This window comes from Bradyrhizobium sp. AUGA SZCCT0169 (genome assembly GCF_018130085.1).
Taxonomy (GTDB): Bacteria; Pseudomonadota; Alphaproteobacteria; order Rhizobiales; family Xanthobacteraceae; genus Bradyrhizobium.
Genome location: NZ_JAFCMC010000015.1, coordinates 93362 through 115303, shown reverse-complemented (window position 1 = coordinate 115303; position 21942 = coordinate 93362). Strand labels below are relative to the sequence as shown.

General features: G+C 63.2%; 20 protein-coding genes and 1 pseudogene. 8 read left to right on the top strand and 13 right to left on the bottom strand.

Features of this window, described 5'->3' with window-relative positions:
- Nucleotides 1-24: 24 nt before the first annotated feature.
- Nucleotides 25-795: a sulfite exporter TauE/SafE family protein gene (locus JQ609_RS18930; protein WP_212274540.1), complete on the top strand. Its 771-nt coding sequence runs from the start codon at nt 25-27 to the stop codon at nt 793-795.
- A 90-nt stretch (nt 796-885) separates the two neighbouring features.
- Here the strand turns inward: JQ609_RS18930 and JQ609_RS18925 are convergent, their stop codons facing one another.
- On the bottom strand, nt 886-1611 hold the full coding sequence (locus JQ609_RS18925; RefSeq protein WP_212274517.1) for an adenine nucleotide alpha hydrolase: 726 nt from the start codon (nt 1609-1611) through the stop codon (nt 886-888).
- Nucleotides 1611-3029 (bottom strand): NAD(P)/FAD-dependent oxidoreductase, encoded by a 1419-nt coding sequence (locus JQ609_RS18920; protein WP_212274516.1) that lies wholly within the window; start codon nt 3027-3029, stop codon nt 1611-1613. The genes JQ609_RS18925 and JQ609_RS18920 overlap by 1 nt, the downstream gene beginning before the upstream one ends.
- Before the next feature lie 185 nt (nt 3030-3214).
- On the opposite strand from JQ609_RS18920, the gene JQ609_RS18915 reads away from it, so the two are divergent.
- On the top strand, nt 3215-4228 hold the full coding sequence (locus JQ609_RS18915) for a YiiX/YebB-like N1pC/P60 family cysteine hydrolase (RefSeq protein WP_212274515.1): 1014 nt from the start codon (nt 3215-3217) through the stop codon (nt 4226-4228).
- 2 nt (nt 4229-4230) lie between these two features.
- Here JQ609_RS18915 and JQ609_RS18910 read toward each other — a convergent pair whose 3' ends face one another.
- Nucleotides 4231-6375 carry a TonB-dependent receptor gene (locus JQ609_RS18910; protein WP_212207619.1) on the bottom strand — a complete coding sequence of 715 codons (2145 nt, stop codon included), beginning with the start codon at nt 6373-6375 and terminating at the stop codon, nt 4231-4233.
- Between the two features lie 187 nt (nt 6376-6562).
- Here JQ609_RS18910 and nikR point away from each other — a divergent pair, with 187 nt between their 5' ends.
- Nucleotides 6563-7009, top strand: coding sequence for a nickel-responsive transcriptional regulator NikR (nikR, locus tag JQ609_RS18905; RefSeq protein ID WP_212274514.1), 447 nt, complete (start codon nt 6563-6565; stop codon nt 7007-7009).
- 154 nt (nt 7010-7163) lie between these two features.
- Here nikR and JQ609_RS18900 read toward each other — a convergent pair whose 3' ends face one another.
- Entirely contained in the window at nt 7164-8108 is a 945-nt protein-coding gene (locus tag JQ609_RS18900; RefSeq protein ID WP_212274513.1) for a hydroxymethylglutaryl-CoA lyase, read from the bottom strand.
- Between the two features lie 7 nt (nt 8109-8115).
- Nucleotides 8116-9279, bottom strand: a complete 1164-nt coding sequence (locus tag JQ609_RS18895) for a CaiB/BaiF CoA-transferase family protein (RefSeq protein ID WP_212274512.1) — start codon at nt 9277-9279, stop codon at nt 8116-8118.
- 230 nt (nt 9280-9509) lie between these two features.
- On the opposite strand from JQ609_RS18895, the gene JQ609_RS18890 reads away from it, so the two are divergent.
- The gene (locus JQ609_RS18890) at nt 9510-10262 is read left to right on the top strand and encodes a sulfate transporter family protein (protein WP_212274511.1); all 753 of its coding nucleotides are present in this window, start codon (nt 9510-9512) and stop codon (nt 10260-10262) included.
- A 94-nt stretch (nt 10263-10356) separates the two neighbouring features.
- Here JQ609_RS18890 and nth read toward each other — a convergent pair whose 3' ends face one another.
- The gene (gene nth, locus JQ609_RS18885; protein ID WP_212274510.1) at nt 10357-11157 is read right to left on the bottom strand and encodes an endonuclease III; all 801 of its coding nucleotides are present in this window, start codon (nt 11155-11157) and stop codon (nt 10357-10359) included.
- 22 nt (nt 11158-11179) lie between these two features.
- Here nth and JQ609_RS18880 point away from each other — a divergent pair, with 22 nt between their 5' ends.
- The 4 genes and pseudogenes from JQ609_RS18880 (at nt 11180) to gpmI (ending at nt 14959) form a co-directional block, all read left to right on the top strand.
- Entirely contained in the window at nt 11180-11701 is a 522-nt protein-coding gene (locus tag JQ609_RS18880) for a DUF2244 domain-containing protein (protein ID WP_212207551.1), read from the top strand.
- A 55-nt stretch (nt 11702-11756) separates the two neighbouring features.
- Nucleotides 11757-12654 (top strand): annotated as a pseudogene (locus tag JQ609_RS18875) (methylated-DNA--[protein]-cysteine S-methyltransferase).
- Nucleotides 12655-12936: 282 nt separating this feature from the next.
- Nucleotides 12937-13353 carry an anthrone oxygenase family protein gene (locus tag JQ609_RS18870; RefSeq protein WP_312014689.1) on the top strand — a complete coding sequence of 139 codons (417 nt, stop codon included), beginning with the start codon at nt 12937-12939 and terminating at the stop codon, nt 13351-13353.
- A gap of 73 nt (nt 13354-13426) precedes the next feature.
- The gene (gene gpmI, locus JQ609_RS18865) at nt 13427-14959 is read left to right on the top strand and encodes a 2,3-bisphosphoglycerate-independent phosphoglycerate mutase (protein WP_212274509.1); all 1533 of its coding nucleotides are present in this window, start codon (nt 13427-13429) and stop codon (nt 14957-14959) included.
- Nucleotides 14960-15197: 238 nt separating this feature from the next.
- Here the strand turns inward: gpmI and dapB are convergent, their stop codons facing one another.
- From dapB to dnaK, 7 genes are all read right to left on the bottom strand, one after another.
- Nucleotides 15198-16013 carry a 4-hydroxy-tetrahydrodipicolinate reductase gene (dapB, locus tag JQ609_RS18860; RefSeq protein WP_212274508.1) on the bottom strand — a complete coding sequence of 272 codons (816 nt, stop codon included), beginning with the start codon at nt 16011-16013 and terminating at the stop codon, nt 15198-15200.
- Between the two features lie 180 nt (nt 16014-16193).
- On the bottom strand, nt 16194-16496 hold the full coding sequence (locus JQ609_RS18855) for a DUF1330 domain-containing protein (RefSeq protein ID WP_212274507.1): 303 nt from the start codon (nt 16494-16496) through the stop codon (nt 16194-16196).
- Nucleotides 16497-16529: 33 nt separating this feature from the next.
- On the bottom strand, nt 16530-17240 hold the full coding sequence (gene pyrF, locus JQ609_RS18850; RefSeq protein WP_212274506.1) for an orotidine-5'-phosphate decarboxylase: 711 nt from the start codon (nt 17238-17240) through the stop codon (nt 16530-16532).
- A gap of 6 nt (nt 17241-17246) precedes the next feature.
- Nucleotides 17247-17825 (bottom strand): NADPH-dependent FMN reductase, encoded by a 579-nt coding sequence (locus JQ609_RS18845; protein WP_212274505.1) that lies wholly within the window; start codon nt 17823-17825, stop codon nt 17247-17249.
- A gap of 137 nt (nt 17826-17962) precedes the next feature.
- Entirely contained in the window at nt 17963-18565 is a 603-nt protein-coding gene (locus JQ609_RS18840; protein ID WP_192736168.1) for a class I SAM-dependent methyltransferase, read from the bottom strand.
- A 93-nt stretch (nt 18566-18658) separates the two neighbouring features.
- Complete coding sequence (dnaJ, locus tag JQ609_RS18835; protein WP_212207558.1) at nt 18659-19798, bottom strand: molecular chaperone DnaJ; 1140 nt, start codon at nt 19796-19798, stop codon at nt 18659-18661.
- Nucleotides 19799-19940: 142 nt separating this feature from the next.
- Complete coding sequence (gene dnaK / locus JQ609_RS18830; RefSeq protein WP_212207559.1) at nt 19941-21842, bottom strand: molecular chaperone DnaK; 1902 nt, start codon at nt 21840-21842, stop codon at nt 19941-19943.
- Nucleotides 21843-21942 lie beyond the last annotated feature (100 nt).

Here is a 21942-nt window from a genome sequence, read left to right as displayed (position 1 = left end):
AAAAACGCGTTCCAGAAACAGAACATGAGCCTCGAAGGCCTGATCCCCGCCAGCGTCAGCCTCACCGCCGCAATCGCGATCTGCGCGATTGCGTTCGTGTCCGGCTTGGCGCGCGGCTTTTCCGGCTTCGGCTCCGCACTGATCTTCATGCCGCTGGCGAGCAGCATGGCGGCGCCGCAGCTGGTAGCGGCGCTGCTGCTGATCATCGATTTCATCGCGGCCGCGCCGCTGGTCCCCAACGCGTGGAAACAGGCCGACCGCAGGGCGACCGCGGTGATGGTGTTCGGCGCGCTGATCGGCGTTCCGATCGGCACCTATTTCCTGAGCCGGCTCGAACCGGTCACCACGCGCTGGATCATTTCCGCCTTCGTGTTTGCGCTTCTGCTGTTGCTGCTCTCCGGCTGGCGCTACCGGGGCAAGGACCATGCAAGCATTTCGGTCGGCATCGGCGGCGTATCCGGCTTTTGCAGCGGGCTGGCGCAGACCGGCGGGCCGCCGATCGTCGGCTACTGGCTCGGCCGCCCGATCGCCTCCAACATCGCACGGGCGAACATCCTGCTGTTCTTCGGTGCGTCGGATTTCTTCTCGGTCGTCAGCTACAGCCTGACCGGGCTGATCACGATGGAAGCGATCAAGTTTTCGCTGCTGGTCGGGCCCGTCTACGGCATCGGCGTCTGGCTCGGCGCCTCCTTGTTCGGCCGCGCCAGCGAGACATTGTTCCGCGCGATCTGCTACGCGCTGATCGCGATGGCCGTCATCGCCGGCCTGCCTGCGCTGGACGGCGTGCTGCGCTAGTTGCAGCGCGATTTCAAATGCATCGTCGTCCCGGCGAAGGCCGGGACCCATACACCGCGGCTTCAGTTTGGCGGAAGGTATCTGCTACCTTTACCCTAGTGTGAGATCACGCGGTATGGGTCCCGGCCTTCGCCCGGACGACGACATTTGTTCCAGCACCAGATCGCAATAGGCGTAGCCGTCGCGCTCGACGCGCTCACCGGTGCTGACGGAAAGTCGGTGCGAGAACATCGGCCCCGCCACCACGCAGGTGTGAAACTCGCCGTTCTCGCCGCAAGGATCGACGCTATCAGGCAGGTCAGCCAACAGCTGCGCATCGAATTTGCGGCCGGCGAATTCCGCCGACAGCTTCTTCATGTCGACGGTCGCAAGATAGGCTTCCAAACCACAACCCATCATCGCCCGCGCCAGTTCGGGCGTTGGCCGGTCCCAGAGGGGAAAGATTGGCGTGATGCCGGTGCCGGCGAGTTTCGCTTCGCGATAGGCGCGAATGTCGCGCAGGAACAAATCGCCGAAAATCATATGCGTGACGCCGTCCGCCACGGCCTCCGCGACCGCCTCGCCCATGCGGGCCTCATAGATCTCGTTCGGGCAGGGATAGGGGATCGGCACGATCCGTTGCGGCAGGCCCGCAGCTTCGCATTGCGCCTGCAGAATCTCCTGCCGCACGCCGTGGATCGAAACGCGGCCGAACGTCTCCGTCACGGTGGTCAGCGCGCCCACCACATCGAATTCACCCGCGCGCCGCACTTCGTGCAGCGCAAAGGCGCTGTCCTTGCCGCTCGACCACGAGATCAGCGCCTTCGGTCGCACCATCAGTTGAACTGCGACGATGGCATTGCCGCCTTCGGCTGCGGTGCCCGCCGGCGCTGCTTCGGTGGTGGCGCCGCCGGTTCAGGATCTCTCAACGCGCCGATCCTGCGCAACGCCGCTTCGGCGGCGCGCTCGCCGCTTTCCCAAGCACCGTCGATCGTGCCCCACAAGGTTTCGTGCGTGGCTTCGCCGGCGAGATACATGCAGCCGAACGGCTCGGTCAGAACCTTTCGCGAGGCCTGCGCACCCGGCCCGGCCGCGGACATCGCGCCGAGCGCGAACGGCGCGGCGTTCCAGCGCGTCGCACTCGATTTCTTCACCGCCGCCGCGACCTCGCTGCCGTACAGTTTGGTCAACCACTCCACCGCAAATGCGATCATGGCTTTTTCGCCCTGCGCGGAGAGATCGCGGCCGAACGAGCCGGCGACGTCGATCGAACATAGCGATGACGACCCCATATTGGCGTACAGCAAGGCGGTGCGCGTCGAGTTGCTCTGCTCGATGATGATGTCGTCGCGGGCTAATCCCAGCGGATTACCCGGCATTTGCAGCGCGATGCGGTCAAAGCTGCCGAGGCTCAGTTTGGCGGCGGCATCCAGCGTGCGCTTGGGAATGTCGGGCGTGAATTTGATGTTGCCCGCGGTCAGCACGTTGCTCGAGACCGTCACGACGGCGGCGCGCGCGACAATCTTGCCGGACGGCGTTTCCACCGCAACGTCGCGGCTGCCCCAGGAAATCCGGTTCGCAGGCGTCGACAGCGCCAACGGCACCTGCTCGCCGAGTTTCGTGATCAGCGTCCCCAGCCCCTGACGGCAGGCGATCGCGGTGTTGCGATCCTGCGCGCGGATCTTGTCGACGACAGAGAGATCCTTGAGATCCTTGCCGGCGAAATTGGCGCCGAGCACGAATTCGGTGGTGCCCGCCCAGTCGCCGAGGTCTTTGGGCAGCACCGAGGCGCAGGAGACGTCGAACCGGCGCGAAGCCTCGTCGATGGCGCGGTTGGCGCGCACCAAAGCTGCAAGAAACTCCTCGGTCTCGCCGGCGCGGGCGTTGCGGCGGCCGATGCGGATTTTCTGGCCTGACGGCGCGGTGATAATCTCGAGCCCGGCCGATCGCGCAAGCTTGATCATCGGGTTGGTTTCGGGATTGTGCATCCAGCGCGCGCCGCGATCGAACGGCACTTCGAAGGTGGTGGTATCGGTCTGGCAGCGGCCGCCGATCTGGCTTGCCGCTTCCACTACGATCACCTTGCGGTTCGCCGCCATGACCCGCCGCGCCGCAGCAATGCCGGCGGCGCCGGCGCCGATCACGACAATGTCAGCCTCACGCGGCAATGGCGCGGCCCCCGCCCGCCCGCCGAAAACCGGCATCACCGCCAGGCCTGCGGACGCCGAGAGGAAATCGCGGCGGGTCATTGTCATGTCATGGTTTCCGGGGCCTTGAAACAAAGAGAACAGCTAGCGAACTCTGCCGCATCTCACCGTGCGCAGCAACACTCATGGTAAATCAATCCTGATTGACCCGCCTCACGCATGAACTAAATTGAAACGGCTTACGACCATGCTAATGGAGAATAAAAGCGGTCAAAGAACCGCGGGGGGATTTCATGGGCGTAATGCTCGATACGATCGGCCAGTTGATTGCGGGCTACCTGCAGAAGGAAGTCCCGGGCTATGAACCGTTCACGCCCAGCGATCCCGAGCATCTGCGCGGCGTCATCGAGCCCGGCGATGTGCTGCTGGTCGAGGGCAACAACCGCATTTCCGGCATCATCAAATACCTCACGCAATCCACCTGGTCGCATGCCGCGCTCTATGTCGGCCCGATCGATGGCGCGACGGAACCGGACGGCGAACCGCATGTCCTGATCGAAGCCAACATCGGCGAAGGCGTGACGTCGGCGCCGCTGTCGAAATATTTTCCCTATCACACCCGCCTCTGCCGTCCGGTCGGACTGTCCTATGAGGACCGCATCACGGTGTGCCGCTACGCCATCAACCGGATCGGCTTCGGCTACGACACCAAGAACATCGTCGACCTGGCGCGATACCTGTTCCCGATGCCGGTGCCGCAGCGCTGGCGGCGGCGCATGATCGCGTTCGGTTCCGGCGATCCCACCAAGATCATCTGCTCGGCGCTGATCGCGCAGGCGTTCGACGCCGTGCGTTATCCGATCCTGCCCAAGATCACGCGCGCCGCCTCGCGAAAGGCCCGCCGCGAGATTCTCCACATTCGCGATTCGTCGCTCTACATGCCGCGCGATTTCGATATCTCGCCCTATTTCGAGGTCGTCAAACCCACCATCGTGCACGGCTTCGACTATCTGGCCTTGCATTGGGCCGACAAGCAGAAGCCGCTCCAGGAGGTAGCGGGCGAATTCCGTGTGTTTCCAGAAGTCGAGTCGCCGTCGCTTGTTCCTGAGGAGGCTAACGAAGAGGCGCCGGTTCCGGTTTCGGCTGAAGAAGTGACCGAGGTCGCGGTAGCGACCGAGGTCGCCGTGCAAACGACCCTGGTCGAACGCGTGACCGTGTCGGAGCATTTTCTCGCCGTCGAATATGTCCCGGTCCGCCTGCCGCAACGCCGCGCCCGTCGGCGCAACAAGGTTATTGAGGCGGCGTAAGGCTAAAACCTTCCCGCCAGCGTTACTCGCACCGCGAGCGGCTCTGCCGGATGCACGTGGCGATCCGCAACACCGTCAACCGGCTCACCGGGCAATCGCGACAGATAATAATATTCAATCTGATTGGTCTTCGCGTTGAAGAGATTAAGCACGTCGAGCTGCAGGCGTATGCCGCTGTCGAATCTGTAGCCGGCCCGCGCATTGAAGATCAGCGATGACAGGGAACGCACGCTGTCGTCCTCGATCAGCGGACGCGGACCGAAATAGCGTCCCTTCAGCGCGCCGAACCAACCTGTCTCATGGCCGAAGGTGATGGCACCACTCGCAATCCAGGCCGGCGCACCGGGGATGCGATCGCCCGCGGCGTCGAAATCGGTGAAGCGGGCGCGGGTATAAGCAACATCCAGATCGAACGTCAGCCACGGCACCGGCTTGTACTTGTTGGTCCATTCCACACCGACGCGGCGGCTCGGCCGGCTGGCCTCGGTGGTGCCGGCGTCGCCGACGAACAGCAATTCGGAATCGAAGTCGAGCATGAAGACCGCGACCGAACTTGTTAGGCCATCGATTGCCCTGGTGCGGACGCCGAGTTCGGCGCCCTTCGAGCGCACCAGCAGCGGCACCCGATTCTGCGGCGTTACCTTGTCGATCGGATCGACCGTGATCGTCGCGCCGCGGATGTCGTTGGAGTGCAGGCCATAGCCGGCATTTCCGAAAAACTCCGTCTTGTACCAGGGTCCAAGCACGATGCCGGCCTTCGGGCTCGCCATCGACGCCTGCGCATTGCCGGAGTTTTCCGGCGTGTCGCTCAGCACGCTTCCGGCAAAGACGTCCTCGCGAATGCCGACAGTGGTACGCAGCCAGTCCGTCCAGCGTGTCGTGCTATCCATCCAGACGCCGACATTGCCTTCCCTGACGCGGTCCTCACGCACGGTCGAAAGCCAGCCGCGCTGCTGGGTCTTGAACAGGCCGACATGGATATCGTCATAACGGCTTTGCAGGCCGATTCGTGTTTGCGTCTCAAGTCCGTCGAGGCGCCAATCGAAGGCGTGCCGAGCATCGAAGCCGCCGAGGGTACGGCTGTCGCGCTGGTTGAACTGGTCGCCATTGACGGGATCGTCGAGGAAATAGGTGAAATTGTTGTAGAGCTGCAAGTTGGATCGGACGACATAGGCGTTGATCTTGCTCTGCCCGTATTCGCTCGAATGCGCGAAATTGCCGGACAGGCTGAAGCGGCTGGCGACGCCGCCGTCGGTCGGATCGAGCGTACCGAAGCGGCCGATCACGCCCTGGTCGACCGCGCGCTGCGCCACCTGGTCGGTCGAGTTCCAGGCGTTGGAATAGGCCATGGCGGTCAGCGTCATTCCGTCGGTCGCAGTACCCTGGCTGTAGCGCATGACGCCGTTGATCTTGCGCACATCGTCCGGCACGTCCCATGGACCGTTGTACTTCACGCCTTCGATGGCGGAGAGCAGCGTACCCGCACCGACCGCAACTGAACCGGCGGCCACCCCGCGCCGATACCCGAAACTGCCAACCGTGAGCTCAGCCAGGTTTTTCGGCAGTTTCGTCAGGTAGTCGATTTCGACCGAGCCCGCGGAGCTGAAGTCGCCCACATCGGCAAAATACGGACCCTTGCGGACATTCAGCGACTGGATCAGCTCAGGGATCAGAAAGTTGATATCGGAATAGCCCTGCCCGTGGCCATGCGTCGGCATGTTGACGGGCATGCCGTCTACCTTGATGGAAAGATCAGTCCCGTGATCAAGGTTGAAGCCGCGCAAAAAATACTGGTTGGCTTTGCCCTCGCCGGAATGCTGGGTGACAATCAGCCCGGGAACGACCTCCAGCGCCTCACCGGGCCGCAGAAACGGAACGGCATTCACTTCCGCGCCGCTGATCCGCACGGCGCTGGCGGCGGTGGGCTGCAGGGCAGCCGCGCCGTCGGATGATGTACCAGGCGCCACGCCGCTGGCGCCCGCGGTTACCGGCTGGTTCGAGTTGATCGCCGTTCTATTCCGCGCGCCACGATTTTGCGACTGACTTGACCGGGCGGCCCGCTTGGGCGTTGGGTCGGAAGCGGTGATGGTGACCGGCGGAAGCTGGCCAGGCTGAGACGCCCGCTCCTGCGCCTCGGCGGGGAGCATCAGGACGGCAGAAGAAGCCGTAGCGGAGAATATCCGCAACAAGACTGTACGCACCGCCCTGCCCCCGCATGATAACTGCTACAGTCCGAGAGCGGCTGCGCTACACCTAACCCGGCCCCTCACGCTACCAAGCCCGGTATGATGATACAATAAAAATATCATACTGCCGAAAAGCACGGAATCCCAGATGCAACGGATCACCATCACGATCGAAGACGATTTGCTCGCCGAGATCGATGCCGCAGCGCAGACGCGCGGCTACCAGAATCGCTCCGAGATCATCCGCGACCTCGCCCGATCAGGCCTGCAGCAAAGCGCCGAGGACGCCGCACCGTCAGGGCAATGCGTCGCCGCGCTGGTCTATGTCTACGATCACGCCGCGCGCGACCTCTCAAAACGGCTGGTGCAGAATTTCCACGGCCATCACGATCTGTCGCTGGCGACGCTGCACGTCCATCTCGACGACGACAGCTGCATGGAAGTGACGGCGCTGAAGGGCGCCTCCGGCGAGGTCCGGCATTTCGCCGACCACATCATCGCCGAGCGCGGCGTGCGCTACGGCCGCGTGGTGATGATCCCGACCGCGGCGGACAAGAAGCCGAAGGCGCGCAAGCACGCGCATAAGCACGACTAGGGGTTGGGTCGCCTCGCCCCAAACAACACCGTCATGCTTCACTCAAGTAAGAAAGACGTGGATGGCCGGGCATAGGCGAGCGTGAGCGACGCCGTCCTTCAGACGGCTATGCCCGGCCATGACGAAATGTAGAGCCAGGCGAGGGAGAACTAAATCACGCCGCCTTCGCCGTCCCGCACGGCAATCCGGCGCGTGCCATCCCGCCATAGAGTTGCTCGTCCGGCATTTCCGATTTCAGGATTGATCGCACCGCGACCAGTTTGTTGATATCGATGCTGGTCGCAAAACCCTTGCTCTCGCACAGGAACACGAGGTCCTCGAACACGACGTTGCCGGTCGCGCCCGGCGCGAACGGACAGCCGCCGAGGCCGCCCAGCGATCCGTCCAGCACGCGTGCGCCGGCATCGAGCGCCGCCGAGGCGTTGGCGATACCCATGCCGCGGGTGTCGTGCAGATGAATGCAGACCGGCTTTGGTCCCGCGATCTTCACCACGGCCGCCGTCAATTCCCCGACCTGCTTCGGTCCGGCATAGCCGACGGTATCGGCGACCGCGACCATGTCGACGCCGGCCTCGAACAGCTTTTCTGCAATCCTGATCACTTCGTTCGGATCGACGGCACCGACGATCGAACAGCCCAGCGCCATCGAGATCGCAGCGTTCACGACAGGTTTGTGCACAGTGGCGTCGCGCAATTCGCAGAGCCGCTTGACGTTGGCGATCGCGGATTCGCGGCTGCGGTTGGCGTTGGCCTGGCTGTGCTCTTCGGTCGCCGAGACCACGGTGGCCACTTCAGCCACGCCTGATGCCAACGCCTCGTTGACGCCGCGCTCGTTCAGTGTCAGCGCGATGCCATAGGCGCCCGGCAGTGACGCGATAGTGGCGATGACCTCGCGCACGTCGGTGAATTGCGGGAAGGTGTTGGCCGGCAGGAACGAGCCGACCTCGAAATGCCGCACGCCGGCGGCATATTCATCGCGGATCCAGTGTTGCTTGGCGGCGGTGGACGGAAATTTCTTCACCAGCTGCAATCCGTCGCGCAAGCCGACCTCGCGCAGAATGATCTTGTTGTCGGGATAGACGTCCTGAAGACGGGTCATGGCAGCCTCACGCAGCGTTGTCGGTTGACGTTTGTTTGTTCAGTTCGGCTCTGACTGCCTCGGTATCGGCGCCGAGAACGGGCACATTGAGGCCTTCGCCGATATTGCCGCCGTTCCATTCCACCGGCAATGCGGGAACGCGGAACGGCGCGCCGTCGGCGTTGCAGTTGTTGACGAGCCCGCCGGGGCGCAGCACATGCGGGTCTTGCAGCAAATCCTCAGGCCGATTGATCGGCGAGAAGCAGATGTTCAGCGTGTCGAGCTTGGCCGACAGCTCGGTGACGTTCCACCCTTTGACCACCTCCGCGACGCGCGGAATAATCCGGTCCCGCGCCATGATCCGTTCGGTGGTGTTGGTCAAAGTCGGATCGTCCAAAAATTCCTGCAGCCCAAACTCGCGGCAGAAACTCTGCCAATGGCCCTCGGTAACGACGCCGATGAAGATGCGGCCGCCACCGGCGGTGTCGAAAATATCGTAGATCGGCCAGGCATGTTCGCGCTCCGGCATCGAGCGCGGCTTGCGGCCTGTCATTTCATATTCGACCATGTGCTGCGCGACGAGAAACAGGCAATTCTCGAACAGCCCGATCCTGATATCGGCGCCATCCTTGTTGCCGCCGCGCTTCTGGTAGAGCGCGGCCAGGATCGCGATCACACCGAACATGCCGCCCATGATATCGTTGGCGGAAGAACCAACGCGCTGCGGCTTGTCTCGCGTGCCGGTCATCGCGGCGAGGCCCGACATCATCTGCACGACCTCGTCGAGCGCTGGACGATGCTCGTAGGGTCCGGACAGAAATCCCTTGTGGCCGGCCACGATCAGATGCGGATGCTTGCGGCGCAACTCCTCGGTACCCAAGCCCTGCTTTTCGAGCGCACCGTCGCGAAAATTCTCCACGAACACGTCGGCGCTGGCAAGCAGCCGGTCCATGGTCTCGCGATCCTCCGCCTTGGAGAGATCGAGCACGACGCTGCGCTTGCCGCGGTTGAACAGCGGGAAGAACGAGACCCCCATGCCCCCTAAGCTGCGGGTCTTGTCGCCGACGGGTGGTTCGACCTTGATCACCTCGGCGCCGAGCTGCGCCAGGATCATGCCGCAGGTCGGGCCCATCACCATATGGGTCATCTCGACGACCCTCACGCCCTCGAGCGGCAGTTCCGTCCCGGTCATGGCTTCTCCCTTGCGCCGTAGCTTGGGGATCAGACTAAGCCTTCAGGACTTGCCGGGAAAACATAATCTGCCGAACCGTGCCGTCACGGCTGCATAACGCAAATGCACGGGCGGGATCGCTGCCGGCGTTCCTAACCCGGGTCTGCCCAGGTCTTCTGCCCAGGTCTTGCCGAAGCCCGATTGCATCTCTACCTCTCGCGAGGGTTTTTTACCGAGAAACAGAGGCCATCATGCTGGACGCCGCCGTCAAGGCGCTTTCCCAAATCCTGTCACCGCCGATGCGCACCATTCTGTGGCGCTCGATCGGGCTGGCGCTGGTGCTGATCACGGTGCTGGCGCTCGGCCTGCAGCGGCTGCTCAGCTGGTTCGCCGAATATGGCGAGGTCTGGGCGGAAGGGCTGCTGGGACCTGGCTTTCACACGCCGCTGAACATTTTGGCCTGGATCGTCTCGATCGCGGCCGGGCTCGGCGTCGTGCTCGGCGGTATCTTCCTGATGCCGGCGATCACCTCGCTGGTCGCCAGCGTGTTCGTCGACGACGTCGCCGACCATGTCGAGCGCGAGCATTATCCGGCAGAAAAGCCCGGCTCCGCGCTGCCGCTTGGCGTGGCGATCCCCGAGGGCATCAAGACGGCGCTGCTGACCATCCTGGTCTATCTGATCGCGCTGCCCTTCGTGCTGTTCGCCGGCGCCGGCTTCCTGATTTTCTTCTTTGCCACCGCCTGGCTGCTCGGCCGGGAATATTTCGAGCTCGCGGCGATGCGTTTCCGCTCGCCCGCGGAAGCCAAGGCGATGCGCAAGGACAATGCGTCGACCGTGTTCACAGCGGGGCTGATCATCGCCGCCTTCGTGTCGATCCCGATCGTCAATCTCGCGACGCCGCTGTTCGGCATGGCCTTCATGGTCCATATGCACAAGCGACTGAGCGGCCCGCGGCCCGAGCTGATCGAGCCGTCGCGGCGCACGGGAATGCCGATGGTCTGATTGCGCTCCATCCACGTCATTGCGAGCGAAGCGAAGCCGCACGGGGATAGATGGATTGCTTCGTCGCTGCGCTCCTCGCAATGACGGTAAGCCCTCACACCGTCTTCTCCGGCCACCTACAGAGATCGTTGATCAAACACACCTCGCAGCGCGGCTTGCGCGCGAGGCATGTGTAGCGGCCGTGCAGGATCAGCCAGTGGTGGGCGTGCAGCATGAATTCGGACGGGATTATCTTTTCCAGTCCGAGCTCGACCTCGAGCACGTTATTGCCGGGCGCCAATCCGGTGCGGTTGCCGACGCGGAACACGTGGGTATCGACCGCCATGGTGTGCTCGCCAAAGGCCATGTTGAGCACGACATTGGCGGTCTTGCGGCCGGCGCCGGGCAGCGTTTCGATCTCGGCGCGGGTGCGCGGCACCTCGCCGCCGAATTCCGCAATCAGCTTCTGCGAGAGCGCGATGACGTTCTTCGCCTTGTTGCGATAAAGCCCGATGGTCTTGATGTAGTCGCGCACGGTGTCCTCGCCGAGATCAAGCATCTTCTCGGGCGTATCCGCCACCGCGAACAACGCGCGCGTCGCGCGGTTGACGCCGGCGTCGGTGGCCTGGGCCGACAGCACCACGGCGACCAGCAGCGTGTAGGGGTTGAGATGTTCGAGCTCGCCCTTCGGCTCCGGATTGGCCTTGCGAAAGCGGCTGAAGACCTCGTGGACCTCGGCTGAGCTCCAGGGTTTTGGCTTTGGCGATCGCTTCGCCACGGGCTTGGTGGACGCTTTGGCGGGCTTCCTGGCCGTGGCCTTTTGGGCGGTTTTCCTTGCGGTTTTACTTGCGGTTTTGCTGGGCACGGACGGAACGCTTGATTTTTTGGCAGCTTTAGCGCGGATGATTTTGGCCATGATCCGGGTATACTGACCAGCGATGACCGCAAGCAACGACTTTGATCGGGATGTTGACCAGCCGAAGCTGTTTTCGGCGCGGCTGACGCCGCATCGCTCGCTCAACCGCACCGGCTTCCTGGTGCTGATGGCATTCCTTTGTGCTGTGAGCTTTGTCGCGGGCGTCGCGTTTCTGTTGATGGGCGCCTGGCCGGTGTTCGGATTCTTCGGGCTCGATGTGCTCGTGATCTACTGGGCGTTCCGGGTCAATTTCCGCAGCGCCAACGCGTCGGAGGAAATCACGGTGACGCCGTCGGAGCTGCGGGTGCGCCGCGTCAGCCATCGCGGCCATGTGGTGGAATGGGTGCTCAATCCGCTCTGGGTACGGCTGGACCAGACAGGCGATCCCGAATTCGGCATCGAGCGGCTTTATCTGGTCTCGCGCGGCCGCCGCGTCTCGGTCGGGCATTTTTTGGGGCCGGACGAAAAAGCAAGCTTTGCCAAGGCTTTACTGGCTGCGCTGCAGTCCGCCAAACGCGGTATTACCTACAATCCCATAACGTGAATCCGTATCGGAAATCGGGTGGTTGGAACGTCAGATGAGCCCTAAATCTGATCCCATGATGACACTCGCCATACATGACCAACGCCTGGCCAAGCCGGGCCCCCAAGAACGCCGCGCTGCGCGACTATGATTCCGTGCGCCGTGCGATCGCCTTCATCTCGGAACACTGGCGCGCGCAGCCGACCATCGAAGCGATGGCGGACGCCGCCTCGGTGACCCCTGATGAATTGCACCTGCTGTTCCGCCGCTGGGCCGGGCTGACGCCCAAGGACTTCATGCAGGCGCTGACGCTCGATCACGCCAAGGGATTGTTGCGCGACTCGGCGAGCGTCCTCGACGCCGCGCTCGACTCGGGGCTGTCGGGTCCGGGCCGGTTGCACGATCTGTTCGTGACGCATGAAGCGATGTCGCCGGGCGAATGGAAGAACGGCGGCGCCGGCATGACGCTGCGCTACGGTTTCCATCCCTCGCCGTTCGGCACTGCCATCGTGATCGCCAGCGGCCGCGGCCTTGCCGGGCTCGCCTTCGCCGATCCCGGCGAGGAGCCGGCATCTTTCGCCGACATGAAGCGGCGCTGGCCGAACGCGACCTATGTCGAGGATCGCGACGGCACGGCCGGTCTCGCGCAACGCATCTTCGACACCAAATTGTGGCGGCCGGACCAGCCGCTGCGCGTGGTCCTGATCGGTACTGACTTCGAGGTCCGCGTCTGGGAAACCTTGCTGAAGATCCCGATGGGCCGCGCGGTCTGCTATTCCGACATCGCCAACAAGATCAAGAATCCAAAAGCCTCTCGCGCCGTTGGTGCTGCGGTCGGCCGCAACCCGGTCTCGTTCGTGGTGCCCTGCCATCGCGCACTCGGCAAGGGCGGCGCGCTCACCGGCTATCACTGGGGCATCACCCGCAAGCGGGCGATGTTGGGCTGGGAAGCCGGCCAGGTCGGATTGCATTAGATCCGTCGATTCGTAGGATGGGTGGAGCCAACGGGTCGCGCGAATGCGCGCCCGATGACAGGCTCCGCGATACCCATCAAGAGCTTGTGACGAAGCTGATGGGTTTCGCTGCGCTCTACCCATCCTACGGATTCATAGGCTCAAATAATGCAATTCGTGCGGCTCTCCTGTCTTGCACTTTCTGTTCTGGCGGCTGCATTGGTCGCCGGATTCTTCTACGCCTATCATTGCTCTGTCATGCCGGGTCTGGCGACGACCGATGCCGTATCGGCGATCAAGGCGATGCAGGGCATCAACGCGGTCGTTCGTAACGCCGTTTTCGCGTTCAGCTTTTTCGGCACGTTGGCGTTTGGAGGGCTCGCTGCCGTCCTCTTGATCGGAGCGGGCGGATGGCCGCTGGCGCTGGCCGTTCTCGGCACGGCCATTTATGGCCTCGGCGCATTCTTCGTGACGCTGCGTTTCAGCGTTCCGTTGAACGAAGGTCTCGCAACGGTCGTACCGACGGCGGACAACGCTGCCGCCATCTGGCGGGCCTATCTCGAGCCCTGGATGTTCTGGAATGCGCTGCGCATGGTGATGTCCGTGCTGGCGCTGGCGGCATTCACGGCAAGCCTCGTCATGTTGATTGCTCGCGCGCCGGGCCTCCGATTTCCCATGGCTGATATGTCGACCAAGCAGAGCACCCGGCCGGAACACTGACGGCGCGCCTCGATTGACGATCGCATATCGATCGCTCACAACCACGCTGGGGTAAACAGCGAAAGGCCCGCCGATGCAGGAACGTCGTCCCGTAATGCTAGCGATATTGGATGGTTGGGGCTGGCGAGAGGATCCGGCCGACAATGCTGTGCGTCAGGCCAAAACACCGAATTTCGACCGCCTGTGGAACGCGGGTCCGCGCGCCTTCCTGAGGACGTCAGGACGGGATGTCGGGCTGCCCGATGGTCAGATGGGCAATTCCGAAGTGGGACACCTGAACATCGGCGCGGGCCGCGTGGTGATGCAGGACCTGCCGCGGATCAACGACGCCATTGTAACAGGCGAAATCAAATCCGCGACGGCGCTCACCGCCCTGGTGCAGGCGCTGAAGCAGAGCGGCGGCACCTGTCATCTGATCGGTCTGGTATCGCCAGGCGGCGTCCATTCGCATCAGGACCACGTCGCGGCACTGGCCAGGATCCTCGCCGAGCATGGCGTGCCGGCGGTCGTACACGCGCTCACGGACGGACGCGATACGCCGCCGAGATCGGGGGCCGATGATTTGAAGCGGCTAAGCGCGGCGCTGCCGCCACAGGTTCCGATCGCAACCGTTGTCGGGCGATATTATGCGATGGACCGCGACAAGCGCTGGGAACGCGTTGGCAAAGCCTATGACGCCATCGTCGAGGCCGAAGGCCCGCATTTTGCCGACGCGCAATCGGCCATATCAGATGCCTATGCGCATGATGTCACCGACGAGTTCGTCGTGCCGTCGGTGATCGGCAATTACGCCGGCATCAAAGATGGCGACGGCGTGCTGAGCTTCAACTTTCGCGCTGATCGCGTCCGCGAGATTCTTGGTGCGATGCTCGATCCGTCATTCGACGGCTTCAAACGCAGACGCAGCGTCCGATACGCCGCCGCCGTTGGAATGACGCAGTACAGCGCTGATCTGGACAGGCTGATGCAGACGATATTTCCGCCGCAGGCGTTTCCAAACATCCTGGGCGAAGTCACATCAGCGGCAAACCGGACGCAAGTGCGGATGGCCGAAACGGAGAAATATCCCCACGTCACCTATTTTCTCAACGGTGGACGGGAAGAACCTTTTCCCGGCGAAGACCGCATCATGGTGCCATCGCCCAAGGTCGCGACCTATGACCTACAACCGGAGATGTCGGCTGTCGAGCTGACGGCGAAGGCCGTGGAGGCAATCGACTCGGGCAAGTACGATTTGATCGTCCTGAACTACGCCAATCCGGACATGGTCGGCCACGCGGGAAACCTGGCGGCTGCAATCAAAGCGGTCGAAACCGTCGATACCGCACTCGGGAAAATCTCGGAGGCGATCGAGCGATCCGGCGGCGCGCTGCTGGTCACGGCCGATCACGGCAACTGCGAAATGATGCGCGACCCCGCAACTGGCGGTCCGCATACGGCGCACACGACGAACCCGGTGCCCCTGCTGCTGCAGGGCGGCGGCGACGTGACGTTAGCGGAAGGCCGGCTGGCGGATATTGCGCCGACACTGCTCGACCTGATGCAATTGCCGAAACCGGCTGACATGACCGGCATCTCGTTGCTGCGCCCGAACAAGCAAGGGTAAAGCGTGATTTAGGTTGCGCGGACCACTCGCTTCCTATCGCGTCATCCCCGGGATGAACGCAATTGCGTTCACCCGTAGGTGCGCTCGGCGGCGCAATTGCGCCGCTGGCTTGCGCGCCCTCGAAGGATGGAAGCGACTGCGGCCATCCTTCGAGGCTCGCCCAGCGGTGCAAGTGCACCGCAAGGCTCGCGCCTCAGGATGACGTCTGTGGGCTTCGCATTCGGCGCGTCCTCGAACTTCAGAAGTCGCCGAGGCCCAGCACATCGGCCATCGAATACAGGCCGGGCGTCTTGCCCTGCGCCCACAACGCCGCCTTGATCGCGCCCTGCGCAAACATGGTGCGGTCCTCGGCGCGGTGGGTCAGCTCGATGCGCTCCATCGCGCCGGCGAAGATCACGCTGTGTTCGCCGGTGACGGTGCCGCCGCGCAGCGCCGCAAAACCGATATCGCCGGCCTTGCGCGCGCCGGTAATGCCGTCGCGTCCGCGCGCCGAATGCAGATGCAGGTCGATGCCGCGGCCCGCGGCGGCGGCCTCACCCAGCATGAGCGCGGTGCCCGACGGCGCATCGACCTTGGCCTTGTGATGCATCTCGAGGATCTCGATGTCGAAATCGGTATCTAGCGATTGCGCGACGCGCTTCACGAGGGCCGCCAGCAGATTGACGCCGAGGCTCATATTGCCTGATTGCACGACGATGGCACGGGACGTCACGCTCTTGATCACGGCCATGTCGGAGCTCGACAACCCCGTGGTTCCGACCACGTGCACCAGCTTCCGTTCGGCGGCGATCGCCACATTGGCGATGGTGGCGGCGGGAACCGTGAAATCGAGAATGCCGTCGGCGTTCGCCGTGAGCGCCCAGAGATCGGCAGAGAGTTTGACGCCGTTTTCGGGCAGGCCGGCGAGGATGCCGGAATCCTTGCCCAGCAGTTCCGAACCCGGCGCCTCCAGCGCGCCGGCAAGCACCGCACCTGACGTCTCCGAAATGACGCGCACCAGCGCCCGGCCCATCCGGCCGCCGGCTCCAGCTACGATCAAACGCATGTCGGCCATGGCTTCACCTCTTCAAGCCCTATAGCGGGATGGGGACATTCCGGCAACCGATCAGGCCCGGGTCCGTCGTCATGGCCGGGCTTGGCCCGGCCATCCACGTCTTTGTTGCGCGACCAAAGGTAAGACGTGGATGCCCGGGACAAGCCCGGGCATGACGCAAAAGTCGAACGTCTTCCCGCTCTAGGGCTGCGGGCCGTCATAGCCTTCGATCACGATCAGCTCGGCAATCGAGTGCGGTTGTCGAACCTTGATGTTGGCCTGGTATTCCGGCGAGTTATAGCAGGCCATCGCCGCGTCGTAGCTGTCGAACTCGATCACCACGTTGCGCGAGCGGCTTTGACCCTCGACGCCGGTGAACGTGCCGCCGCGCACGACATAGCGCCCGCCGAACTTCTTGAAGATCGCGAGATTGGCGGCCGCATAGGGCTTGTAGCCCTCGTCATCGTGAACGTCGACGCGACCGATCCAGTATCCCTTGGCCATCTTGTTCTCCCGTTTCTTAGTCTCGCTGATTGATTACGCCAGCGCCTGCGCGATTTCTTCTTGAATGGCATCCGCGGCGGCTTTGGGGTCGGCGGCCTCGGTGACCGGCCGCCCCACCACCAGATAATCCGCGCCGGCGGCAATGGCGCGCGAAGGCGTCATGATGCGCTTCTGGTCGCCGGTCGCAGAGCCCGCCGGCCGGATGCCCGGCGTCACCAGGTTCATCTGGTGGCCGACGATCTTGCGCAAACTCGCCGCCTCTTCCGGCGAACTCACCAGCCCGTCGACGCCAAGCACCTGCGCCTGCTGGGCCCGCGCCTCGACCAGATCGGAGACGTTGAGGCGATAGCCGGCGGCATGCAGATCGCCGTCGTCATAGGAGGTCAGCACCGTGACGGCGAGGATCTTGAGACTCGAGCCCTCGCGCGCTTCCACCGCCGCCTTCATGGTCTGCGGATAGGCGTGCACGGTGAGAAATGTCGCGCCGAGTTTGGCGACGCTCTCGACACCGCGTGCAACGGTGTTGCCGATATCGTGCAGCTTGAGATCGACGAACACTTTCTTGCCCGCACCGGATAATTGACGGGCCAGCGGCAAGCCGCCGGCATAGGCCAGCTGATAGCCGATCTTGTAGAATGTCACGCTGTCGCCGAGCCGCGCCACCATCGCTTCGGCCTCGGCGACGCCGGGCAGATCGAGCGCCACAATCAACCGGTCTTTCGGAGCGATACTGGCAGGCTGCATGTCACCTCACATCATGCGTTGGGAATGGTCGATCAGCTGCCGCACCAGCGCTTGCAGCGCCTCGAAATCGGCAGGATGTTTCAGACGGTCCATCTCGTCATAGGCCTGCTCCGCGAACGACAATGCGAGCTGGTTCGGAACCACGCTGGCGTGGCAGGCCGACAGAATGAGGCGCAGCGCCGCCAGCGCGCGCGTGCCGCCGAGCCGCCCGCCCGAGGCCGATGCGATCGCAAACACGGCGCCGCGAAACACCTGGCCGCGGGTTTCGTGCGGTTCCTGCACCCGGCTGATCCAGTCGATGGTGTTTTTCACCAGCGCGGGCACCGACGAATTATATTCCGGCGTCACGATCAGGACGCCATGATGGGCTGATATCATGCGCTTCAGATTGACCGCGTGCTTCGGCACGCCGGACTTCGCCTGCAGGTCCCCGTCATAGATCGGCAACGGAAAATCCGACAGCGAAATACGCGTCACTTCGGCGCCGGATAGCGCCAGCTCACGGCTGGCCGCGGCCGCCAGCCTCGCATTGTGCGAGCCTGTGCGAAGCGATCCCGGGATCACGAGGATTTTCAGCGCGGACATATTTTATAAATCGCGGTTCGGGCCAAACCCGCCGCGCAGACGCGGGCGAGCATTTTCGTCGAAAATGCTCTTAACTAATATTTGGCGCGTATTCTATGCGCAAAACCGGCTTCCACTTTTGCGGAATACGCGCGGTATCAGCCCTTGCGATACACCCAGACCCGGGCGGGAGGAAGGTTCATCCAGATCCGCTCGGAAGCTTCTGTGGACACACCAGGCAGCGATTTCGGGATCGGCGGCGCAACCGAATAGGTGAATTGCACGAAGGGCGCCCCGGGTGCGAGCGCCGTAAAGGCGTCGCGGATCAGTTTGAGGCGCGTCAGCATCGGCTTTGTGACCAGCGGCAGGCCGGAGACCACGGCCGAGGCCGGCACGTCGAGAACCTTCAACAGCGAGTCGCGAAGTTTGTAGGCGTCGCCCTGCACCACCTTCGCGTGCGGGTAACGGTCGCGCAGCAGCGCGCAGAAGCCCGGATTGTATTCAACCAGCACGAGACGCTTCTGATCGACGCCATGTTCGATCAGCGCGTTGGTGATCGCGCCGGTGCCGGGGCCAAGTTCGACGACCGGTCCTTTCGAATCGACGTCGACATACTGCGCCATGGTGCGTGCGAGCAGCTTGCTGGACGGCATCACCGCGCCCATGTGCAGCGGCTTTTCGATCCATGAACGGAGAAAGCGCACCTCGTCGTCAAGACGGAGAGGCTTCTTCAACGCACGCACGGACGATTGCAGAGGCATGTCGCTACCAGGCGGGGACCGCGAACGGGCGGTTATGTCAGAAAACGGTCATAAAGAGGTATAGGTCGCAGCTCTTATGGTCAAGCAAAAGGCTTACTGCGGGGCAGCGCGGCTACCGAAGAAGTCCTTGACCTTAGTGAAGAAACCCGCCGCTTCCGGCTGGGTCGCACCCGACGACAGCTTTTCGAACTCGGCCAGCAATTCCTGCTGCTTCTTGGTCAGATTCTGCGGCGTTTCGACCATCACCTGGACATACATGTCGCCGGTCTGGCGCGAACGGAGCACCGGCATGCCTTTTGATGCGATGCGGAATCGTCGGCCGGACTGTGTTCCCGACGGCACCTTCACCTTGGTCTTGCCCTTGTCGATGGTCGGCACCTCGAATTCGCCGCCAAGGGCGGCCGCCACCATCGAGATCGGGACCCGGCAATGCAGGTCGGCGCCGTCGCGCTGGAAGAATTCGTGGGTTGCCAGCGACAGGAAAATATAGAGATCGCCGGGCGGTCCGCCGCGGACGCCGGCCTCGCCCTCGCCGGCGAGGCGAATGCGGGTGCCGTCTTCGACGCCTTGCGGAATGTTGACCGACAGGGTCCGGTCGCGCGTCACCCGGCCCGAGCCCGCGCAGGAGGGACAGGGGTCTTCAATCATCTGGCCGCGGCCCTGACAGCCCGGACAGGTTCGTTCCAGCGTGAAGAAGCCCTGGGCTTGCCGCACCCTTCCCTGCCCGCCGCATAGCGAACAGGTCTTCGGCTTGGTGCCGGCCTTGGCGCCGGTGCCGGAGCAGGACTCGCAAGTGACCGAAACCGGAATCTCGATTTGGGCGGTCTTGCCGAGGAAGGCTTCCTCCAGCGTGATTTCCATATTGTAGCGCAGGTCGGCGCCGCGCTCGCGGCCGCCGCCACCGCGCCCGCGTTGTCCGGCCATGCCGAACAGATCCTCGAAAATATCCGAGAATGACGAGGCGAAGCCGGCGCCGAATCCGGGCCCGCCGCCACCCATGCCCTGCTCGAACGCCGCGTGGCCGTAGCGGTCATAGGCGGCGCGCTTGTCGCCGTCCTTGAGCACCTCATAGGCTTCGTTGATTTCCTTGAACTTCACTTCGCTGGAAGCATCGCCCGGATTCTTGTCCGGATGCCATTTCATCGCGAGCTTGCGGAAGGCGGCCTTGAGCTTGGAATCGTCCGCGCTCCGTTCGACTTCAAGGGTTTCATAATAGCAGCGCTTGGTGGACATCCGTCAGATCCGTCCGAATTTCGTCTTCATGCCGCAAGGGTGCATTTTTGAGGATGCCGCCTTGCGCTTAACGAAAAATGACCCTCACCCATCGAGACGCAGCCGGCGCTCTTTGGTGTGAGGGTCATGATCGAAAGCCCGCTTATGCCGACTTCTTGTTGTTCTTGTCGTCGTCGACCTCGGTGAACTCCGCGTCGACGACGTCATCCTTGGCCGCATCCTTCTTGGCGTCGGCTTCGGCCTGCTGCTTGTACATGGCCTCGCCGAGCTTCATCGAAGCCTGCGCCAGCGTGTTGGTCTTGGCCTTGATCGCCTCGGCGTCGTCGCCCTTCAGCGCTTCCTTGAGGTCGCTGACGGCGTCCTCGATGGAACGGCGCTCGCTCTCCTCGACCTTCGAACCGTGTTCGGCCAGCGCCTTCTCGGTGGAATGCACCAGGCTGTCGGCATGGTTCTTGGCGTCGACCGCCTCGCGGCGCTTCTTGTCCTCGGCCGCATTGGCCTCGGCGTCCTTGACCATCTTCTGGATGTCGGCATCCGACAGGCCGCCGGAGGCCTGAATCCGGATCTGCTGTTCCTTGCCGGTGGCCTTGTCCTTGGCCGAAACGTTGACGATGCCGTTGGCGTCGATGTCGAACGTCACCTCGATCTGCGGCATGCCGCGCGGCGACGGCGGAATGCCCATCAGGTCGAACTGGCCGAGCACCTTGTTGTCGGCCGCCATTTCACGCTCGCCCTGGAAGACGCGGATGGTGACGGCGCTCTGGTTGTCCTCGGCGGTCGAGAACACCTGGCTCTTCTTGGTCGGGATCGTGGTGTTGCGGTCGATGATGCGGGTGAACACGCCGCCCAGCGTCTCGATGCCCAGCGACAGCGGGGTCACGTCGAGCAGCAGCACGTCCTTGACGTCGCCCTGCAGCACGCCGGCCTGGATCGCCGCGCCGATGGCGACGACTTCGTCCGGGTTGACGCCCTTGTGCGGCTCCTTGCCGAACAGCTGCTTCACCACTTCCTGAACCTTCGGCATGCGCGTCATGCCGCCGACCAGCACCACTTCGCCGATCTCGGCGGCGGTGAGGCCCGCATCCTTCAGCGCCTTGCGGCACGGCTCGATGGTCTTCTGGACGAGGTCGTCGACCAGCGCCTCGAACTTCGAGCGGGTCAGCTTCATCGTCAGATGCTTCGGACCGGTCTGATCGGCCGTGATGAACGGCAGGTTGATTTCGGTCTGCGTGGTCGAGGACAATTCGATCTTGGCCTTTTCGGCGGCCTCTTTCAGGCGCTGCAAGGCAAGCTTGTCGTTGCGCAGGTTGATGCCCTGCTCCTTCTGGAACTCATCGGCCAGATAGCTGACGAGCCGCATGTCGAAGTCTTCACCGCCGAGGAACGTGTCGCCGTTGGTGGACTTCACCTCGAACACGCCGTCGCCGATCTCGAGAATCGAGACGTCGAAGGTGCCGCCGCCGAGGTCGTACACCGCAATGGTGCCGGCCTTGGTCTTGTCGAGGCCGTAGGCGAGCGCGGCCGCGGTCGGCTCGTTGATGATGCGCAGCACTTCAAGGCCGGCGATCTTGCCGGCGTCCTTGGTGGCCTGACGTTGCGCGTCGTTGAAATAGGCGGGAACCGTGATGACGGCCTGCTCGACCTTCTGGCCGAGATGGGCTTCCGCGGTCTCTTTCATCTTCTGCAGGATGAAGGCGGAGACCTGCGAGGGTGAGTAGGTCTTGCTGTCGGCTTCGACCCAGGCGTCGCCGTTCGATGCCTTGACGATTTTATAGGGGACGAGCTTCTTGTCCTTCTCGACCATCGGGTCGTCATAGCGGCGGCCGACGAGGCGCTTGACCGCGAAGAAGGTGCGCTCGGGATTGGTCACCGCCTGACGCTTGGCAGGCTGGCCGACGAGGCGCTCGCCATCATCGCTGAAAGCGACGATCGACGGCGTCGTGCGCATACCCTCTGCGTTCTCGATGACTTTAGCTGTCTTGCCATCCATTACGGCGACGCACGAATTGGTGGTGCCGAGATCGATCCCAATGACCTTTCCCATGGTCCTCATATCCTTCTTTTTGCGGCAGGTTGGCTGGGCCCTGGACGGCGCACCTAACCGAACCCCCAACGATCAATTACTCGCGATATTGCGACGGTGA

Excerpts from the sequence above, each read along its gene's own strand:
- JQ609_RS18930 (WP_212274540.1), top strand. The coding sequence starts at position 25 with ATGAGCCTCGAAGGCCTGATCCCCGCCAGCGTCAGCCTCACCGCCGCA.
- JQ609_RS18925 (WP_212274517.1), bottom strand. The coding sequence starts at position 1,611 with ATGGTGCGACCGAAGGCGCTGATCTCGTGGTCGAGCGGCAAGGACAGC.
- JQ609_RS18920 (WP_212274516.1), bottom strand. The coding sequence starts at position 3,029 with ATGACAATGACCCGCCGCGATTTCCTCTCGGCGTCCGCAGGCCTGGCG.
- JQ609_RS18915 (WP_212274515.1), top strand. The coding sequence starts at position 3,215 with ATGGGCGTAATGCTCGATACGATCGGCCAGTTGATTGCGGGCTACCTG.
- JQ609_RS18910 (WP_212207619.1), bottom strand. The coding sequence starts at position 6,375 with ATGCTCCCCGCCGAGGCGCAGGAGCGGGCGTCTCAGCCTGGCCAGCTT.
- nikR (WP_212274514.1), top strand. The coding sequence starts at position 6,563 with ATGCAACGGATCACCATCACGATCGAAGACGATTTGCTCGCCGAGATC.
- JQ609_RS18900 (WP_212274513.1), bottom strand. The coding sequence starts at position 8,108 with ATGACCCGTCTTCAGGACGTCTATCCCGACAACAAGATCATTCTGCGC.
- JQ609_RS18895 (WP_212274512.1), bottom strand. The coding sequence starts at position 9,279 with ATGACCGGGACGGAACTGCCGCTCGAGGGCGTGAGGGTCGTCGAGATG.
- JQ609_RS18890 (WP_212274511.1), top strand. The coding sequence starts at position 9,510 with ATGCTGGACGCCGCCGTCAAGGCGCTTTCCCAAATCCTGTCACCGCCG.
- nth (WP_212274510.1), bottom strand. The coding sequence starts at position 11,157 with ATGGCCAAAATCATCCGCGCTAAAGCTGCCAAAAAATCAAGCGTTCCG.
- JQ609_RS18880 (WP_212207551.1), top strand. The coding sequence starts at position 11,180 with ATGACCGCAAGCAACGACTTTGATCGGGATGTTGACCAGCCGAAGCTG.
- JQ609_RS18870 (WP_312014689.1), top strand. The coding sequence starts at position 12,937 with ATGCAGGGCATCAACGCGGTCGTTCGTAACGCCGTTTTCGCGTTCAGC.
- gpmI (WP_212274509.1), top strand. The coding sequence starts at position 13,427 with ATGCAGGAACGTCGTCCCGTAATGCTAGCGATATTGGATGGTTGGGGC.
- dapB (WP_212274508.1), bottom strand. The coding sequence starts at position 16,013 with ATGGCCGACATGCGTTTGATCGTAGCTGGAGCCGGCGGCCGGATGGGC.
- JQ609_RS18855 (WP_212274507.1), bottom strand. The coding sequence starts at position 16,496 with ATGGCCAAGGGATACTGGATCGGTCGCGTCGACGTTCACGATGACGAG.
- pyrF (WP_212274506.1), bottom strand. The coding sequence starts at position 17,240 with ATGCAGCCTGCCAGTATCGCTCCGAAAGACCGGTTGATTGTGGCGCTC.
- JQ609_RS18845 (WP_212274505.1), bottom strand. The coding sequence starts at position 17,825 with ATGTCCGCGCTGAAAATCCTCGTGATCCCGGGATCGCTTCGCACAGGC.
- JQ609_RS18840 (WP_192736168.1), bottom strand. The coding sequence starts at position 18,565 with ATGCCTCTGCAATCGTCCGTGCGTGCGTTGAAGAAGCCTCTCCGTCTT.
- dnaJ (WP_212207558.1), bottom strand. The coding sequence starts at position 19,798 with ATGTCCACCAAGCGCTGCTATTATGAAACCCTTGAAGTCGAACGGAGC.
- dnaK (WP_212207559.1), bottom strand. The coding sequence starts at position 21,842 with ATGGGAAAGGTCATTGGGATCGATCTCGGCACCACCAATTCGTGCGTC.